This window comes from Streptomyces sp. 147326 (assembly GCF_045000215.1).
Classification (GTDB): Bacteria; Actinomycetota; Actinomycetes; order Streptomycetales; family Streptomycetaceae; genus Streptomyces.
Genome location: NZ_CP134201.1, coordinates 6,565,765 through 6,582,927, shown reverse-complemented (window position 1 = coordinate 6,582,927; position 17,163 = coordinate 6,565,765). Strand labels below are relative to the sequence as shown.

13 protein-coding genes are annotated in these 17,163 nt (G+C 72.5%); 3 read left to right on the top strand and 10 right to left on the bottom strand.

The features are described 5' to 3' along the window. Positions 1–67 precede the first annotated feature (67 nt). The 7 genes from RIU97_RS30200 to RIU97_RS30170 form a co-directional block, all read right to left on the bottom strand. Positions 68–3,028: a M14 family zinc carboxypeptidase gene (locus tag RIU97_RS30200; protein WP_404960754.1), complete on the bottom strand. Its 2,961-nt coding sequence runs from the start codon at positions 3,026–3,028 to the stop codon at positions 68–70. A gap of 145 nt (positions 3,029–3,173) precedes the next feature. Then, on the bottom strand, positions 3,174–4,169 hold the full coding sequence (whiA, locus tag RIU97_RS30195) for a DNA-binding protein WhiA (protein WP_030009075.1): 996 nt from the start codon (positions 4,167–4,169) through the stop codon (positions 3,174–3,176). After that, the gene (yvcK, locus tag RIU97_RS30190) at positions 4,160–5,215 is read right to left on the bottom strand and encodes a uridine diphosphate-N-acetylglucosamine-binding protein YvcK (protein ID WP_362853770.1); all 1,056 of its coding nucleotides are present in this window, start codon (positions 5,213–5,215) and stop codon (positions 4,160–4,162) included. The genes whiA and yvcK overlap by 10 nt, the downstream gene beginning before the upstream one ends. Continuing rightward, the gene (gene rapZ / locus RIU97_RS30185) at positions 5,212–6,159 is read right to left on the bottom strand and encodes an RNase adapter RapZ (RefSeq protein ID WP_030388929.1); all 948 of its coding nucleotides are present in this window, start codon (positions 6,157–6,159) and stop codon (positions 5,212–5,214) included. The genes yvcK and rapZ overlap by 4 nt, the downstream gene beginning before the upstream one ends. Before the next feature lie 33 nt (positions 6,160–6,192). Beyond that, on the bottom strand, positions 6,193–8,193 hold the full coding sequence (gene uvrC, locus RIU97_RS30180) for an excinuclease ABC subunit UvrC (protein ID WP_404960753.1): 2,001 nt from the start codon (positions 8,191–8,193) through the stop codon (positions 6,193–6,195). A 287-nt stretch (positions 8,194–8,480) separates the two neighbouring features. Then, positions 8,481–9,293, bottom strand: a complete 813-nt coding sequence (locus tag RIU97_RS30175; RefSeq protein ID WP_404962998.1) for a hypothetical protein — start codon at positions 9,291–9,293, stop codon at positions 8,481–8,483. Between the two features lie 5 nt (positions 9,294–9,298). Continuing rightward, the gene (locus tag RIU97_RS30170) at positions 9,299–9,895 is read right to left on the bottom strand and encodes a papain-like cysteine protease family protein (protein WP_404960752.1); all 597 of its coding nucleotides are present in this window, start codon (positions 9,893–9,895) and stop codon (positions 9,299–9,301) included. Positions 9,896–10,124: 229 nt separating this feature from the next. On the opposite strand from RIU97_RS30170, the gene RIU97_RS30165 reads away from it, so the two are divergent. After that, entirely contained in the window at positions 10,125–11,057 is a 933-nt protein-coding gene (locus RIU97_RS30165) for a hypothetical protein (RefSeq protein WP_404960751.1), read from the top strand. Positions 11,058–11,067: 10 nt separating this feature from the next. Here RIU97_RS30165 and RIU97_RS30160 read toward each other — a convergent pair whose 3' ends face one another. Further along, complete coding sequence (locus tag RIU97_RS30160) at positions 11,068–11,499, bottom strand: Rieske (2Fe-2S) protein (protein WP_404962997.1); 432 nt, start codon at positions 11,497–11,499, stop codon at positions 11,068–11,070. A 128-nt stretch (positions 11,500–11,627) separates the two neighbouring features. Between RIU97_RS30160 and RIU97_RS30155 the strand changes: the two genes are divergently transcribed. After that, entirely contained in the window at positions 11,628–12,509 is an 882-nt protein-coding gene (locus RIU97_RS30155) for a carbohydrate kinase (protein WP_404962996.1), read from the top strand. Here RIU97_RS30155 and RIU97_RS30150 read toward each other — a convergent pair. After that, positions 12,499–13,110, bottom strand: coding sequence for a TetR/AcrR family transcriptional regulator (locus RIU97_RS30150; RefSeq protein WP_404960750.1), 612 nt, complete (start codon positions 13,108–13,110; stop codon positions 12,499–12,501). The genes RIU97_RS30155 and RIU97_RS30150 overlap by 11 nt on opposite strands. 72 nt (positions 13,111–13,182) lie before the next feature. Here RIU97_RS30150 and RIU97_RS30145 point away from each other — a divergent pair, with 72 nt between their 5' ends. Next, the gene (locus RIU97_RS30145) at positions 13,183–13,833 is read left to right on the top strand and encodes an NAD(P)-dependent oxidoreductase (RefSeq protein WP_404960749.1); all 651 of its coding nucleotides are present in this window, start codon (positions 13,183–13,185) and stop codon (positions 13,831–13,833) included. Positions 13,834–14,144: 311 nt separating this feature from the next. Here RIU97_RS30145 and uvrA read toward each other — a convergent pair whose 3' ends face one another. Next, positions 14,145–17,114, bottom strand: a complete 2,970-nt coding sequence (gene uvrA / locus RIU97_RS30140; protein WP_404960748.1) for an excinuclease ABC subunit UvrA — start codon at positions 17,112–17,114, stop codon at positions 14,145–14,147. Between the last annotated feature and the right edge of the window lie 49 nt (positions 17,115–17,163).

Genomic DNA, 17,163 nt, shown 5'->3' with positions numbered 1-17,163 from the left:
CGCTCCGGAACGGGACCGCGGGACTTTGGTCCTAGTCACTCAGGGTGAATGACGAAGGGGCCGCTGATCAGCGGTTCAGCGTGCGCAGTGCCTTACCGACGAGTAGCGCGCGGTCCGCCGCGGCGGGCACGTGCTCCAGGCCGAAGCCGAGCAGGACGGTGTCACGGGTAGTAACCGCCGCGAAGGACTTGAACAGTTCGCCGGACCGGGACCAATCGCCGGGAACTTCAGGGCTTCCGGCGGGTGCGCCCTGGGCCGTCCAGACGCCGAGCGAGGACTCGAAGCCCTCGACGGCCTGGTCCGCTCCGCCGGCGGACAGGCGCGCCTCGTCCGCGAAGACGCCGCGTCCGCCCGAGCCCGGGTCGGTGATGTAGGAGAGCGAGACCTCGACGGTCTTGCCCGCGTACGCGCTCAGGTCGAAGGAGACCTGCTTCCAGCCGCCGGAGGAACCGGTGAAGCTGTTCCACGCGCCGCTGGTGCCCTGCGGGGTGCAGCCGCCGGAGTCCAGGGTGAGGTAGCGGCGGAGGAACGGGTGGCCGTTCATGAAGAACCCGGCCGCGCACTCCTCCGGCACCGCGGTGCTGCTCAGGCCGCCCGTGTCCGGCAGCGTCGTCCAGTCTTCGCCGCCGGCCGTACGGGCCTCCAGCGCGGCGTGGTCGTAGCCCTCCTCGACGTTCCAGTTGAGGGCGAGCTTCAGCTGCGGCTGGTCGGCCGCGGTGACGCCGGTGAGGTCGATCGTGCGGACGAGGCGCTTCCAGTCGTCGTCCGCGTGCAGGGCCGAGGCCATCCCGGTGCCCGCGTAGGGGGCGTACGGGTTCACGACCCCGGTGAACTGGCCCGCCTGGGCGCTCTTGAACTGCGGGAACTGCGCGGGGGCCAGGGTCTCGGAGGTGACCGTGTAGGAGCCCGGGGCGTTCAGCGGGTTGCCCGCGGCGTCGCCGAGGCCGCCCTTAGCCCCGCCCAGGGAGCCGGCGCCGGTGAAGCCGTTGGCGCCAGGAGTGCTGGTACGGCTGTACGCGCCGAGCCAGTACTGGCTGAAGTCGTTGGTCACGGCGCGGCCGACCTGGGCGTTGCCGCCCGCCAGCTCACCGGCCTCGATCAGCTTGCCGCCCTCGTTCAGGAAGTCGCGCACCGCCAGCTGGGTGTCGCCGCCCGGGGTATTGGCCCCGGTGTAGTGAACGGCCGTACGGAAGTGCGAGAGCACGCCCAGGTGGTGCGGGGCACCCTGTGTCGCCACGTCCCAGACCGCCGCGGACTTCTTGTTGGCGCGCAGGGCGTCGACGTAGCTCTGGGCGTGCTGGGCCTTGGCCCCCTCCTCGGCGATCACCAGGACGTCCGCGCGGGGCCGCTCGGCCACCGTGTACGTGAAGTGCTCGCTGGACACGCTCTTGCCGGAGCGGTCGCGGCCGGTGAACCAGACCTCCACCTTGTCGCCGGGCTTCGCGCCGTCCACCCTGGCGCGGTACTCGTCGAACCAGTTGTTGTCCTCGCCGCCGTAGACCTCGCCGCCCTTCCAGGCCTTGAGCTCCTCGTCGTGCGTGCGGCCGCCGTTGATCCGGAAGTTGAGCTCCTTGTCCTTCAGCGCCTTGCGGGCCGTGACGGAGACCGTCTGGTCCTCGCCGCGGGCCGCGTAGGAGGTGGTGAAGGGGTCGAGGGTGAAGTCCGCGGCGCTCAGGCCCACGGAGGACGCCGGGCGGTCCGGCTGCGCGGCGCTCTCGCCCACCGAGAGGGCGAAGGTGACGTTCTTGGCGAACTCCGCCTGGATGAGCTTCTCGTCGTCCGGGAAGTTGAAGCCGGAGGCGCAGTCCTCGGGCTTCCACTGGTCGTTCGGGTCGGCCGCCGAGGCGGTCTGGCAGGTGGTCATCTCCGGCGTGAACATCATGATGCCGTTGACGTTGGAGGCGTGGCCGTCGGCCTCGCCGTTCGTGGTGTAGAGCTCGGAGGAGACCTGCGGGTAGTAGCCCGGGACCGCGGGGTTCTCCGGCGTGCCGGCGAGCGCCTTGTACGCGACGTCGTCGGGGGTGGGGGTGGCCACCTGCCAGCCCACGCCGTAGAGCAGCAGCTCGGCGGCGGAGTGGTAGTTGATGGCGTAGTCGAAGCCGATGCGCTTCTCGAAGGCGTCGAGGGCGGTGGTCTCCGGCTCGGAGGAGGCCTTCGGGCCGCGGTAGGTCTCGCTCGCCTGGTTCGGCGAGGAACCCTCGTTGTCGTAGCCCCACTTGTAGGCGAAGTTGCGGTTGAGGTCGATCCCGTCGCCCGCGCTGATCTTGCCGTCGCCGTTGTTGTCGCGCAGGTTCTTGCGCCACAGCCGCTCGCCGTCCGGCGCGTGGGTGAAGTCGTACCCGTCCGGGTTGGCGGAGAGCAGGAACCACAGCTCGGTCGAGTCCACCAGCTTGGTGATGCGCTGGTCCTTGCCGTAGTTGTCGATCGTGTGGTGCATCAGCCGCCGGGTCATCTCGGGGGTGATCCACTCACGGGCGTGCTGGTTGGACATGTAGAGCACGGAGGGCTTGTCGCCGTCCTTGGTCTTCTTGGCGTTCTTGCTGACCTTGAGGGCGAGGATGTCCTTGCCCTGGACGGTCTTGCCGATGGAGACGACCTTGGTGAGCGCCGGGTTCTCCTGCGCCGTGCGCAGGATCTCCTCCTGGAGGCCGCCCTTGCCGCTGTACGGGCGGAACACGCCGTCGCCCGCCGCCTTGGCGCGGGCCAGCCCCTGGGCCCCGATCTTCCGCTCGGCGAGCTTGACGCCCTGGCCGGCGAGCTCCCTGGCCTGGCCGCCGGTGAGGAAGAGCTCGACCCGGGCGGTCCCGGTCTCCGGGGCGCGCTCGGTGAGCTCGTGGGCGTCCTGGCCGGCGGCGAGGACGAGCGGGACCTGTTCCCGGGTGATGTCGGCGTCGTAGACCCGTACCTCGTCGGCGCCGGGTGCGGTGCCGGAGCCGGGCTGGGCCTGGGCCGCCGCGGGTAGTGCGGCGAGTGTGCTTGCGAAGACGAGTGCGCTTGCGGCGAGGATCGATCTCGCGCGGTGCCTCATGTGCCCCCCTGGGCGTCGTCTGCCACGAAAGCTTCGGACGCCAGACTCAAGACCGGCCCATGCTCATGTCAATGGGGCCTACGGCAAAGGGGCCCGCACGAGTGATCGCGCGGACCCCTTTGCCGTAGTACAAGGGGACCCTCGGCTAACCGGCCATGTTGTCGGCCATCTCCTCGCTGAGGTCGAGGTTCGACTCGGTGCCCGGGATGCCGAGGTCCTGGGCCCGCTTGTCGGCCATCGCCAGCAGGCGGCGGATCCGGCCCGCGACCGCGTCCTTGGTCAGCGGCGGGTCGGCGAGCGCGCCCAGCTCCTCCAGGGAGGCCTGCTTGTGCTCCATGCGCAGCCGGCCGGCCGCGGCGAGGTGCTCGGGGACCTCCTCGCCGAGGATCTCCAGCGCGCGCTGCACGCGGGCTCCGGCGGCCACCGCGGCCCGCGCCGAGCGGCGCAGGTTGGCGTCGTCGAAGTTGGCGAGGCGGTTGGCGGTGGCGCGGACCTCGCGCCGCATCCGCCGCTCCTCCCAGGCCAGCACCGACTCGTGGGCGCCGAGGCGGGTCAGCAGGGCGCCGATCGCGTCGCCGTCGCGGACCACGACCCGGTCGACGCCGCGCACCTCGCGCGCCTTGGCGGCGATGGAGAGCCTGCGGGCGGCGCCCACCAGGGCCAGGGCGGCCTCCGGGCCGGGGCAGGTGACCTCCAGGGAGGAGGACCGGCCCGGCTCGGTGAGCGAGCCGTGGGCCAGGAAGGCGCCGCGCCACGCCGCCTCGGCGTCACAGGTGGCCCCGGAGACCACCTGCGGGGGAAGGCCCCGGATGGGGCGGCCGCGGCCGTCCACGAGGCCCGTCTGGCGCGCCAGCTGGTCACCGCCGGCCACCACGCGGACCACGTAGCGGCTGCCGCGGCGCAGTCCGCCGGGGGCCATCACCACCAGGTCCGAGGAATGGCCGAAGATCTCCAGGATGTCCTTGCGCAGGCGTCTCGCCGCGATCCCGGTGTCGAGCTCCGCCTCGATGACGATGCGGCCGCTCACCAGGTGCAGGCCGCCCGCGAACCGAAGGATCGCCGAGACCTCCGCCTTCCTGCAGCAGGTGCGGGTGACGGGGAGGCGGGAGATCTCATCCTTCACCGCGGGCGTCATCGCCATGGGCCGATCCTTCCATGCATCCGAAAAATACGGTCGTACGCGGCGGCCAGCAGCTCCGGATCGTGCTTCGGAGAACCGTCCTGCCTGGCCACGGGGGCCAGCTCGACCGCGGCACCGAACCGTTTCGCGGCATCGGCGAGGGACTCGCGGTCGGGCACGGCGGCCTCGTCGGCCAGCACCACGTCCAGGGCGAGTTTAGGGGCGTGTCGGGCCAAAACCTCCAAATGACGCTGCGGAGAGAAGCCCTCTGTTTCGCCGGGCTGCGGCGCGAGGTTCAGCGAGAGGACCCTGCGGGCCTTCGTCTCGACCAGCGCGTCGAGCAGTTCCGGCACCAGCAGGTGCGGAATGACCGAGGAGAACCAGGACCCCGGCCCGAGAACCACCCAGTCGGCGTCCAGGACCGCCGCGACGGCCTCCGGCACGGCCGGCGGGTCGCTCGGCACCACCTGTACGGAGAGCACCTCGCCCGGGGTCAGGGCCACCGTGGCCTGCCCGCGGACGGTGTCCACGTCCTCGGGGCGGGCCGGGTCGTGCCCCCTGACCAGGGCCTGGAGCTCCAGCGGCACCGCCGACATCGGCAGCACCCGGCCCTGGGCGCCGAGCAGCCTGCCCACCAGGTCGAGGGCCTGGACGGGGTCCCCGAGCTGTTCCCACAGGGCGACGATCAGCAGGTTGCCGACGGCGTGCCCGTGCAGGTCGCCCTCGGACTGGAAGCGGTGCTGGATGACCCGGGCCCAGGTCTGGCCCCAGTCGTCGTCCCCGCACAGCGCGGCCAGCGCCTTGCGCAGGTCGCCGGGCGGCAGCACGCCGAGCTCCTCCCGGAGCCGGCCGCTGGAGCCGCCGTCGTCGGCGACGGTGACCACGGCGGTGAGGTCACCGGTGATCCGGCGCAGGGCGGCGAGGGAGGCCGACAGGCCCTGGCCGCCGCCGAGCGCGACCACCTTGGGCGCGGCGCCGCGCCGGCGGCCGGAGCGGCCCGCGCCGTCCTCGCCCCGTCCCGGGGTGAGGCGGCGCAGACGGCTCAGCCGCGGGGTCCGTGCGGTCACTCGCGCCCCATGTCCCGGTGGACGACGACGGTCTCGACTCCCTCGGAGGCGAGGCGGGCGGCGAGCTTCTCGGACATGGCCACGCTGCGGTGCTTGCCGCCCGTGCAGCCGACCGCGATGGTCACGTACCGCTTGCCCTCGCGGCGGTAGCCGGTGGCGATGAGCTGGAGCAGCTCGGTGTAGCGGTCGAGGAACTCCTTGGCGCCGGGCTGGCTGAAGACGTACCCCGACACCTCCTCGTTGAGCCCGGTGAAGGGGCGCAGCTCCGGGACCCAGTGCGGGTTCGGGATGAAGCGGCAGTCGACGACCAGGTCGGCGTCGACGGGGAGGCCGTACTTGTAGCCGAAGGACATGACGGTGGCCCGCAGCTCGGGCTCCTCGTCCCCGGCGAACTGGGCGTCCATCTTGGCGCGCAGCTCGTGCACGTTGAGGCTGGAGGTGTCGATCACCAGGTCGGCGTCGCCGCGCAGCTCGCGCAGCAGGTCCCGCTCGGCGGCGATGCCGTCGGTGATGCGGCCGTCGCCCTGGAGCGGGTGCGGGCGGCGGACCGACTCGAAGCGCCGGACCAGGGCGTCGTCGGAGGACTCCAGGAAGACGATGCGCCGTGTGACGCCCTTGCTGTCCAGGTCGGCGAGGGACTCGCGCAGGGCGTCGAAGAACTGGCGGCCGCGGACGTCGACGACGACGGCGATGCGCGCCACGTTGCCCTGCGAGCGGGCACCGAGCTCCACCATGGTGGGGATCAGCGCCGGCGGGAGGTTGTCGACGACGAACCAGCCGAGGTCCTCCAGACACTTGGCCGCCGTACTGCGGCCGGCCCCGGACATGCCGGAGATGATCACCAGCTCGGGGATGGCCGCCTCGGCGGTCTCGCCGGGCTCCGCTGTCGTGCCCGTACTCACCTGTGCTCCGTCTCGGTCGTGCGTGGTCTCGTGCTCGGTCATTGCTCGGTCCCCCGTTCGGACGATGGCTCCCGGCTACTGCTGGGAGGTGCCCCCACCCGCGGGGGCGGGGTTCTCATCCTCAATGATCTCTCCTGTGGCCGTGTTGACGGCAGGGCCGGCGGGGACCGCCCCGGCGAGGGCCGCGGCCACCGTCTCGGCCGTCTTCCGTCCTATGCCCGGGACCTCGCAGATCTGGTCGATTGTCGCCTGTCTCAGCTTCTTCACCGAACCGAAGTGCTTGACCAGGGCCTGCTTGCGGCTCTCGCCGAGGCCGGGCACCTCGTCCAGCGGGCTCGACTTCAGGCGCTTGCCGCGCTTGTTGCGCTGGTACTGGATGGCGAAACGGTGGGCTTCGTCACGCACCCGCTGGAGCAGGTAGAGGCCCTCGCTGGTGCGGGGCAGCACGACCGGGTCGTCCTCGCCGGGCAGCCAGACCTCCTCCAGCCGCTTGGCCAGGCCGCACACGGCGACGTCGTCCACCCCGAGCTCCTCCAGGGCCCGCTTGGCGGCGGCGACCTGCGGCTGCCCGCCGTCGACCACCACGAGCTGGGGCGGGTAGGCGAAGCGCTTGGGCCGCCCGTCGTCCTCGGGCACCGCGCCCTCGCCCTCCTCGGCCTCCCACTCGCCCGTCTTCAGCTTCTCCTGGAGGTAGCGGCGGAAGCGCCGCGAGACCACCTCGTGCATGGAGCGGACGTCGTCCTGCCCCAGATGCGATTTGATCTGGAAGCGCCGGTACTCGCTCTTGCGGGCCAGCCCGTCCTCGAACACCACCATCGACGCGACGACGTCGTCACCCTGCAGGTGGGAGATGTCGAAGCATTCGATGCGCAGAGGGGCGCTGTCGAGCTCCAGGGCCTCGGCGATCTCCTCCAGGGCCCGGGAGCGGGTGGTGAGGTCGCTGGCGCGCTTCGTCTTGTGTAGGGCGAGGGACTGCAGCGCGTTGCGGTGGACGGTCTCCATGAGGGCCTTCTTGTCGCCGCGCTGCGGTATCCGCAGGCTGACCTGGGACCCCCGGCGCTCGGCGAGCCACTGGCTCAGCGCGGGCGTGTCCTCGGGCAGCACCGGGACCAGCACCTCCTTGGGGACGGCCTCGCCCTTCTCCTCCCCGTACAGCTGCTGGAGGGCGTGCTCGACGAGCCCGGCGGTGTCGACGGCCTCCACCTTGTCGGTGACCCAGCCGCGCTGGCCGCGGACACGGCCGCCGCGCACGTGGAAGATCTGCACGGCCGCTTCGAGCTCGTCCTCGGCGACCGCGATCAGGTCGGCGTCGGTGGCGTCGGCCAGCACGACGGCGTTCTTCTCCATGGCCCGGCGCAGCGCCCCCATGTCGTCGCGCAGCCGGGCGGCCTTCTCGTACTCCATCTCCTCGGCGGCCTCGTGCATCTCCTTCTCCAGGCGGGAGAGGTACGTCCCCGTCCGCCCGGCCATGAAGTCGCAGAAGTCCTCGGCCAGTTCGCGGTGCTCCTCGGGCGTGACCCGGCCGACGCAGGGCGCGGAGCACTTGCCGATGTAGCCGAGCAGGCAGGGGCGGCCGATCTGGGCGGAGCGCTTGAACACTCCGGCGGAGCAGGTCCGTACCGGGAACACCCGGAGCATCAGGTCGACGGTCTCGCGGATCGCCCAGGCGTGCCCGTACGGACCGAAGTAGCGCACGCCCTTCTTCTTGGGCCCCCGCATGACCTGGACCCGGGGGTACTCCTCGTTCATCGTCACGGCGAGGGAGGGGTAGCTCTTGTCGTCGCGGTACTTGACGTTGAACCGCGGGTCGAACTCCTTGATCCACGAGTACTCCAGCTGGAGCGCCTCGACCTCGGTGGACACCACGGTCCACTCGACGGAGGCGGCCGTGGTCACCATGGTGGCCGTACGGGGGTGCAGGCCGGCCACGTCCTGGAAGTAGTTGGCCAGGCGCTGGCGCAGGCTCTTGGCCTTCCCGACGTAGATCACCCGGCGGTGCTCGTCGCGGAATCTGTAGACCCCCGGGGAGTCGGGGATCTGTCCCGGCTGGGGGCGGTAGCTGGAAGGGTCGGCCATGCCAACCACCCTACTGGCGCGGTCCGACAACCGACCGTAGGCCTCCGGCCCGGTGCGCGGCTCCCGGTGGTCCGCCGCACGGCGCCTCCCGGGCTCCGCCCGGCTCTTCAGCCCCGTCGGCGTTCGAGGCACGGGGCCTGGGGCGGAGCCCCGCGCCCCAAGCCCCGCCGGCGCTTGAGGCGCGGGGCTTGGGGCGGAGCCCGGGGAGACGGCGAAAGGGCGGGGCGGGGAGAACCGCCCGCAGGGCCCGGCCTCTGGCAGCAGCCGGACCCTGCAGGTGCGGGGGGCTACTCCGCGGCTACGGCCCGGCGGCGCCGCAGCGCGACCAGGACACCGGCCCCGCCCAGCGCGAGCGCCCCGGCGGCAGCCACCCCGGCCGGAGCCCCAGCGCCCTCGGCCGGGGCTTCGGCGTAACCGCCCGCCGTGCCCCGCGAGGCATACGCGGAGCCGGGGAGCTTGTCCCCGTACGCCCCGGCCACCCGGGCCCGGTAGGCGGCCAGGCTGGCACCCCCGGCGCCCACGGCCCGTACCGCGTCCTCGTCCAGCGGCAGCACCCGACCGCCCCCGGCCACGTACCACGCGTCGATCTGCGGCTCCCGGAACACCGTCCCGCCGGGCAGTTTCTCCGCGCCCAGCTGCGCGTAGCGGAATTCGTCGTCGCCGGTGGCGATGTTCACCACCTGCCAGCCCGCCTCCGTCCGCGCCGTCCACAGCGCGGCCTGCTGCCCGTCGGAGGAGACCGCCTTGCTGGCGAGGAACTCGAGGCGGGCGACGGACGCCCCCGCCCGGCCCGCGACGAAGTCCGGGGAGAGGTGGTTGACCGGTATCGCCTCGCCCTCGACGCGCGGCTGCGCGGCGGTCGGGGAGACCTTGCCCTCCCGGGCGAAGAAGCGGGACAGCGTGGCGAGGGTGTCGGGGGCGGTCGCCGCCTGCGCGACGGCGGCCTTGTGCTCGGCGGTGGCGGCCTGCGGCTGCGGCACGGGGGCCGGGACGGGGACCGGGACGGGGACCGGGACCGGGGAGGCCGCGAGGGCCTGCGGGGCGAGCCCGAGGAGGGCGGTGGCGGCGAGGACCGCGGCGGCGGTGGCGCGCAGGGTCATGGCGGTCACGCCCCGATCCGGTAGAGCGAGTGGGTCCAGGAGAAGGTGCTGTTGTTCACGTACCAGGCGTGCGAGGCCCAGTTGTAGCGGTCGCTGGAGGGCCAGGGGTCGCCCCAGTAGACCCAGCTGCCGGCCGTGTCGTAGCCGTAGACGACGTGCATGTGGCCGCCGCCGTTCGCCCACTGGATCCGGGTCTCGATCGGCCGGTCCGCGTTGATCTCGGTCTGGACGGTGGAGTACTGGAGCCAGCCGTTGACGTACGAGCCCGGGTTGATGCCGGCCCAGCGCAGTCCGGTCTGGACGTTGCCGAGCGTGGCCTGGTTGTTGGGGCACTCGGAGCCCTGCTGGCGGTTGAAGGCGGCGTTGCAGAACTGGTTCTGGGTGTGGTTCCGGCCGAACCAGGTGGCGATGGTGTTGCCGCCCGCGGCCCAGCACCAGTTGGTCTTCTGCTGCGCCTGCATGGTGATGTTCAGGCGCTTGTAGGCCAGTGCGGAATCGGTGCCGGTCTCGGCTGCCGTGGCGGTGGCGGTGCCGACGGGCAGGGTGAACAGCACGGCGGTGAGGAGGGCGGCCAGGGAAAGCCGCCCGTTTCGGTTGCGCATCGCGTTCCTCCCGATGGGGGGAGTGGGGGGTGGAGGAGCGCGTCCGGACGCTGTGGAGGAGCATCAAACAGTTGTCGCGATCAGGTCAACACGCTTCAATACGCGGTGACGTTGCAGTGTGAACGGTGGGGCTGCGGTGTGAACGGTTGCTGTCGTTTCACCTGGTCCCCCGGAGCCTCCGGCGCGATCCTCCGCGCCGACGCGTGTGAACGTTCACAGAGGAGTCGCGATGGCGCCGACCGGGGACACGGCCGAACTCGGCCGGTTGCTGCGCGGCGGCCCCTTCCACCTCGCCCTGCGCGCCGCCCTCGCCGCACGCGGGCTGCCCCTGCACCGGATACAGCACCGGCTGGCGGCACGGGGCATCAAGGTCGGTGTCACCAGCCTCAGTTACTGGCAGCAGGGCGCCCGCCGGCCGCGGCACCCGGAGTCGCTGCGGGCCGTCACCGCCCTGGAGCAGATCCTGGAGCTGCCCGACGGCGCCCTCGTCCGCCTGCTCGCCGCACCGCAGGCCGCCCCGGGGCCGGCCCGCCCGGCCGGCCGCTCGTACCGGGCCCTGTTCAGCATGGGCGGCACGGTGGAGCGGCTGCTGGACGCGATGGAGCTGCCGCCGGACGGCGGACTGCACACGCTCGGCCACCACGAGCGGGTCCGCATCGGCCCGGCGGGCGAGCTGCGGGTCCGCGAGTCGCAGCAGATCGTCCGGGCGCACCGCGACGGGGTCGACCGCTACCTCGCCGTCCACCACGGCGACCCGGGCTGCGACGTGTCCCGGATCGGCGTGACGGCGTACGAGAACTGCCGTACGGGCCGGGTGCGCTGCCATCCGGAGGCCGGGGTGGTGGTCGCGGAGCTGCTGTTCGACGCACGGCTGCGACGCGGGGACACCTACGTCTTCGGCTACGGCATCGAGGACGGCACGGGCGCCCGCAGCGGCGAGTACGTGCGCGGGTTCAGCTACGCGGGCGGTCAGTACATGCTCCAGGTCCGCTTCGACGAGGCGGCCCTGCCGGTGCGCTGCCGGCGCTTCGCCCGTACCGGACCGCAGGCCCCGCGCACGGGCCTCGTGGACCTGACGCCCAGCGGCCGGCACCGGGCGGTGCACCTGGTGGAACAGACGGTGCGGCGCGGGATCCTCGGGATCACCTGGGACTGGGAGTGACCGGCGCGGGTCAGCCCGCGATGAGCTTGCCGTTCTCGGCCCGGACCGGGACGGCGGGCAGCGGGGCGGAGGCCGGTCCGCGCAGCACCTTGCCGGTGGTCACGTCGAAGCGGCTGCCGTGGCAGGGGCAGTTGCCCTGACCCTCGACGATCTTGTCCAGGACGCAGCCGGCGTGCGTGCACTGGGCGCTGAACGCCGTGTACCGGCCCTCCGCCGGGCAGCTGACGACCAGCTTCTGCTCCCGGTACAGCTTGGCCCCGCCCACCGGGACCTCGGCCGCGGCGCCGAGCTCCACCGGCGCGGTGGGCGTGGCGGGGGTGTTGCCCCCGCTGTTGGTCTCGGTGGAGCAGGCCGCGAGCGTCACTCCGGCCCCGGCGGCCCCGGCGAGCGCGGCGGCGCCCTTGAGGACGGTACGGCGGGCGGCTGACTGCGGCGCGGGCATGCGGTTCTCCTGGGGTGCGGGCACGGTGGGGACGGTACGGGCGGGGGCTCGGGCCGGGCACGGGCGGAGCCCGGCCGGGGCGCCGGCCCACCCGACGATACCGCCGCCGCATGGGGTACCTTCCCCGCGTGATCGTCGTCGGCGGAGAAGCCCTCATCGACCTGGTGCCCGCGGTGCGGCCGCCGGGTGCGCTGCTGCCCCGGCCGGGCGGGGGACCGTACAACACCGCGCTCGCCCTCGGGCGGCTCGGCGCCGAGGTGGCCTTCTGCTCGCGGGTCTCGGCGGACGGCTTCGGGGAGAGCCTGCTGGCCGGGCTGCGGTCCGCCGGGGTGGACGTGTCGCTGGTCCAGCGCGGACCGGAGCCCACCACCCTCGCCGTGCCCTCGCTGGCCCCGGACGGCTCGGCCTCGTACGGCTTCTACGTCGAGGGCACGGCGGACCGGCTGTTCACCCTGCCGCCCGCCCTCCCCGAGGGAGTGCGGGCCCTCGCGCTCGGCACCTGCTCGCTGGTCCTGGAGCCGGGCGCGAGCGCGTACGAAGCCCTACTGCGCCGGGAGTCGGGGCGCGGGCTGCTGACCCTCCTGGACCCCAACATCCGGCCGGCGCTGATCGCGGACCCGGCGGCGTACCGCGCGCGCTTCCGGGAGCGGCTGCTGCCGAGCACGACCGTCCTCAAGCTGTCCGAGGAGGACGCGGCCTGGCTGGGCGGCGGGGTCCGCGACTGGCTGGCTGCGGGCCCGTCGGCGGTGGTCCTGACCCGGGGCGCGGCGGGCCTGACCGTCTGGACGCGGGAGGGCGAGGAGCACTCGGCGGCGGGCCGCCGGGTCGCGGTGGCCGACACCATCGGGGCGGGCGACACCGTCAACGCCGCCCTGCTGCACCGGCTCGCCGGGGCGCCGGGGCGCCCGGTGGACTGGCCGGACGTCCTCGCCTACGCCGCCCACGCGGCGGCCCTGACCTGCACACGGGCGGGTGCGGAGCCTCCGTACGCGGCGGAGCTCAGCGGATAGCGGCCCACACGGTCCCGGCCACGGCCGGGGCGAACTCCTCGACCGGCTGGACCACTTGGGCGCCGGAGAAGTGCAGGAAGAAGGCCCGCTGGAAGCAGGCGCCGAGCAGCAGGGCGGCGGCGGCCGCCGGATCGGCGCCGGCTCGCAGCCGGCCGGCGGCAAGCTCCCGCCGCAGCCGGCCGGCCAGGGCGTCGAGGACCACGTGCGGCCCGGAGCCGATCTTCTGCACGCCCTCGCGGTGGCGGATGAGCAGAGCCGGTTCCGCGAAGAGCGAGGCGGCCATGGGCATGGCGTCGGCGTAGAAGAGCGAGGCGTGCCGGGCGATGTCGGTGAGCGCCTCCTCGACCCCCTGCTCCCCCGGATCGGGATCGGCCTGCAGGGCGGCCATGAGCGGGCCCGCGTTGGGGGTGCGCTCCATCAGCACGCGGACGAACAGCTCCTCCTTGTTCGCGAAGTACTTGTAGAGCGCGGCCTCCGAGCATCCGGCCTCGCGGGCGATGGCCTTGGTGGTGGCGTTGGCCAGGCCGCTGGTGCGCATCAGCTTCTCGGCGGCGTCGAGCAGCCGCTCGGGGGTGGGACGGCTTGACTTCGGGGTGAGCATTCACTCACTCTAAGGGCAGGAAGGGGTGAGTGAATACTCACCCACCCGCCTACGCACACGTCGGGAGCCAGGATGAAACTCACGGTGTTCGGAGCCACGGGCGGCGTCGGCCACGAGGTCGTCAGGCAGGCGCTGGCCGCTGGACACGAGGTCACGGCGGTCGTTCGCGACCCGGCCCGGCTGAGGGTGCCGCCCCATGCCCGCCTCCGGGTGGCCGTCGTCGGCGACCTGACGGACGAGGACGCGCTGGTCCCCGTACTGGCGGGCCGGTCGGCGGTGATCTCGGCCCTCGGCGCGGCGAGCAACAAGCAGGCCAAGGCGGCCCCGGTGACGGGGCCGGCGGTACGGGCCATCCTCGCGGCGATGGACCGGGCGGGCGTGACCCGCCTCTCGGCCGTCAGCGCGGCCCCGGTCGGGTCGCCGGCGCAGGGCGAGAGCGTGCTCACCCGGGCGGTGGTCTACCCGCTGCTGCGCAGACTGCTGCGGGACCTCTACGCGGACCTCGCGGTCATGGAGGCGGAGCTGCGCGCGAGCGGAGCCGAGTGGACGGTCATCCGCCCGCCGATGCTCCGCGACAAGCCGCACACCGGCACGTACCGCCGCGCGGTCGACGCCAACGTCCGCGGCGGCCGCGCCATCCCCCGCGCGGACGTGGCCGACGCCCTCCTCACCACCCTCACCGACCCGGCCTACACGGCCCGCGCGGTGGGCGTCGCCTCATAGCAGGGCTCCGCCCGCGCCCCGATCGATCCCGCCCACAGCCCGGGGCTCCGCCCCGCACCCCTACGGCGCCCCGCACCCCTACGGCGCTCCGCGCCCGCGCCTCACACGCCGGCGGGGCTGGATGCTCCAACCTCGCCGCACCCTTCAGCCTCGCCGGCGTGTGAGGCGCGGGGTCCGGGGCGGAGCCCCGATCCTTCAGCCTCGCCGGCGATCGAGGCGCGGGAGCCAGGGGCAGCGCCCCCGTAGCGGCGCCGCAGACGAAGAGGGGCCCGGCCGCGGCCGAGCCCCTCCCGCCGAGCACAGCGCAGCGGCTACGCCTTGCGGGCCCGCGCCGTCGTCTTCTTCGCCGGCGCCGCCTTCTTCGCGGCGGCGGCAGCCGTCTTCCTGGCGGGAGCCTTCTTCGCCGCGGCCCGCGCCGGAGGCGTCCCGTCGGAGACCCGGTCCGCCCCCAGGATGTCCCGCAGGAACTTGCCCGTGTGGCTGGCCCCCACAGACGCCACCTGCTCCGGCGTGCCCTCGGCCACCACCAGGCCGCCGCCGTAGCCGCCCTCCGGGCCCATGTCGATGACCCAGTCCGCAGTCTTGATGACGTCGAGGTTGTGCTCGATGACGATCACCGAGTTCCCCTTGTCCACCAGCCCCGACAGCACCTTGATCAGCTTCGAGATGTCCTCGAAGTGGAGACCCGTCGTCGGCTCGTCCAGCACGTACACCGTCCGGCCCGTCGACCGCTTCTGCAGCTCGGAGGCCAGCTTCACGCGCTGCGCCTCACCGCCGGACAGCGTCGGCGCCGACTGGCCGAGGCGGACGTAGCCCAGCCCGACCTCGTTGAGCGTCTTCAGGTGACGCGCGATCGTCGGCACGGCCTCGAAGAAGCCCAGCGCCTCCTCGATCGGCATGTTCAGGACCTCGGCGATGGACTTGCCCTTGTAGTGGACCTCCAGCGTCTCCCGGTTGTACCGGTCGCCGTGGCAGACCTCGCACGGGACGTAGACGTCCGGCAGGAAGTTCATCTCGATCTTGATCGTGCCGTCGCCGGAGCAGTTCTCGCACCGGCCGCCCTTGACGTTGAAGGAGAAGCGGCCCGGCAGGTAGCCGCGCACCTTCGCCTCCATCGTCTCCGCGAAGAGCTTGCGCACGTGATCGAAGACGCCGGTGTACGTCGCCGGGTTGGACCGCGGCGTCCGGCCGATGGGCGACTGGTCGACGTGGACCACCTTGTCGACGAGGTCGTCCCCCTCCACCCGGGTGTGCCGCCCCGGCACCGAGCGGGCGCCGTTCAGCTCGCGCGCCAGGTGCGTGTAGAGGATGTCGTTGACCAGCGTCGACTTGCCCGATCCGGACACGCCGGTCACGGCCGTGAGCACGCCCAGCGGGAAGGACACGTCGATGTCCTGCAGGTTGTTCTCCTTGGCGCCGTGGACGGTGAGCCTGCGCTCGCCGTTCACGGGCCGGCGCACGTCCGGGATCGCGATGGAGCGCTTGCCCGACAGGTACTGCCCGGTCATCGACTCGGTGTTCTTCAGCAGCTCCTTCAGCGAACCGCTGTGCACCACCTTGCCGCCGTGCTCGCCCGCGCCCGGGCCGATGTCCACGACCCAGTCGGCCACCTTGATGGTGTCCTCGTCGTGCTCGACCACGATGAGCGTGTTGCCCATGTCCCGCAGCCGCACCAGCGTCTCGATCAGCCGGTGGTTGTCCCGCTGGTGCAGGCCGATGGAGGGCTCGTCCAGCACGTACAGCACGCCGACCAGGCCGGAGCCGATCTGCGTCGCGAGCCGGATGCGCTGGGCCTCGCCACCCGACAGGGTGCCGGCGGCCCGGTTGAGCGAGAGGTAGTCGAGACCGACGTCGACGAGGAAGCGGAGCCGCTCGTTGACCTCCTTCAGGACCCGCTCGGCGATCTTCTTGTCGCGGGCGTCGAGCCGCATCCGTCCCAGGAAGTCCGCACACTCGCTGATCGACATGGCGGCGACCTCGGCGATGGACTTCTCCATCACCGTCACCGCGAGCACGATCGGCTTGAGGCGGGTGCCCTCACAGGTCGGGCAGGGCACCTCGCGCATGTAGCCCTCGAAGCGCTCGCGGCTGGCGTCGCTCTCCGACTCCGCGTGCCGCCGCTTGACGAACGGCACGGCGCCCTCGAAGGCCGTCGTGTACGCCCGCTCCCGCCCGTACCGGTTGCGGTAGCGGACCTCGATCTGCGTCTTGTGCCCGTAGAGCAGGGCCTTCTTCGCACGCGCCGGCAGGCCGGCCCACGCGATGTCGGTCCGGAAGCCGAGCTCCCCGGCGAGCGCGCCAATCAGCCGCTGGAAGTAGTCCTTGGTGTGGCCGAGCGACCACGGCGAGACCGCGCCCTCGTCCAGGGACTTGTCCTCGTCCGGAATGATCAGCTCGGGGTCGACCTCCATGCGCGTGCCGATGCCGGTGCACTCGGGGCAGGCGCCGAAGGGCGAGTTGAAGGAGAAGGAGCGCGGCTCCAGCTCCTCGAAGGAGAGGTCGTCGTAGGGGCAGTAGAGGTGCTCGGAATACATCCGCTCACGCTCGGGGTCGTCCTCGGCGAGGTCGACGAAGTCCAGGATCACCATGCCGCCGGAAAGACCGAGGGCCGTCTCCACGGAGTCGGTGAGCCGGCGCTTGGCGCTGTCCTTGACGGTGAGGCGGTCGATGACCACCTCGATGGTGTGCTTCTCCTGCTTCTTCAGCGTGGGCGGCTCGGAGAGCTGGATGGTCTCCCCGTCCACCCGCGCCCGGCTGTAGCCCTTGGTCTGCAGGTCGGCGAAGAGATCGACGAACTCGCCCTTGCGCTCGCGCACCAGCGGCGAGAGCACCTGGAAGCGGCTGCCCTCGGGGAGCGCGAGCACCTTGTCGACGATCGCCTGCGGCGACTGGCGCGAGATGGGGCGGCGGCACTCGGGGCAGTGCGGCTTGCCGATGCGGGCGAAGAGGAGGCGGAGGTAGTCGTAGACCTCGGTGATGGTTCCCACGGTCGAGCGCGGGTTGCGCGAAGTCGACTTCTGGTCGATCGAGACGGCCGGGGAGAGGCCCTCGATGAAGTCGACGTCGGGCTTGTCCATCTGCCCGAGGAACTGGCGTGCGTACGACGAGAGCGACTCGACGTAGCGGCGCTGACCCTCGGCGAAGATCGTGTCGAAGGCCAGGGAGGACTTGCCCGAACCGGAGAGTCCGGTGAAGACGATGAGCGAGTCGCGGGGCAGGTCGAGCGAGACGTTCTTGAGGTTGTGCTCGCGAGCGCCACGAACGATGAGACGGTCGGTCACGCCGGTCCGCACCTTTCTTGAGAGAGCGGGGGCACGGGGCCCCCGTCCC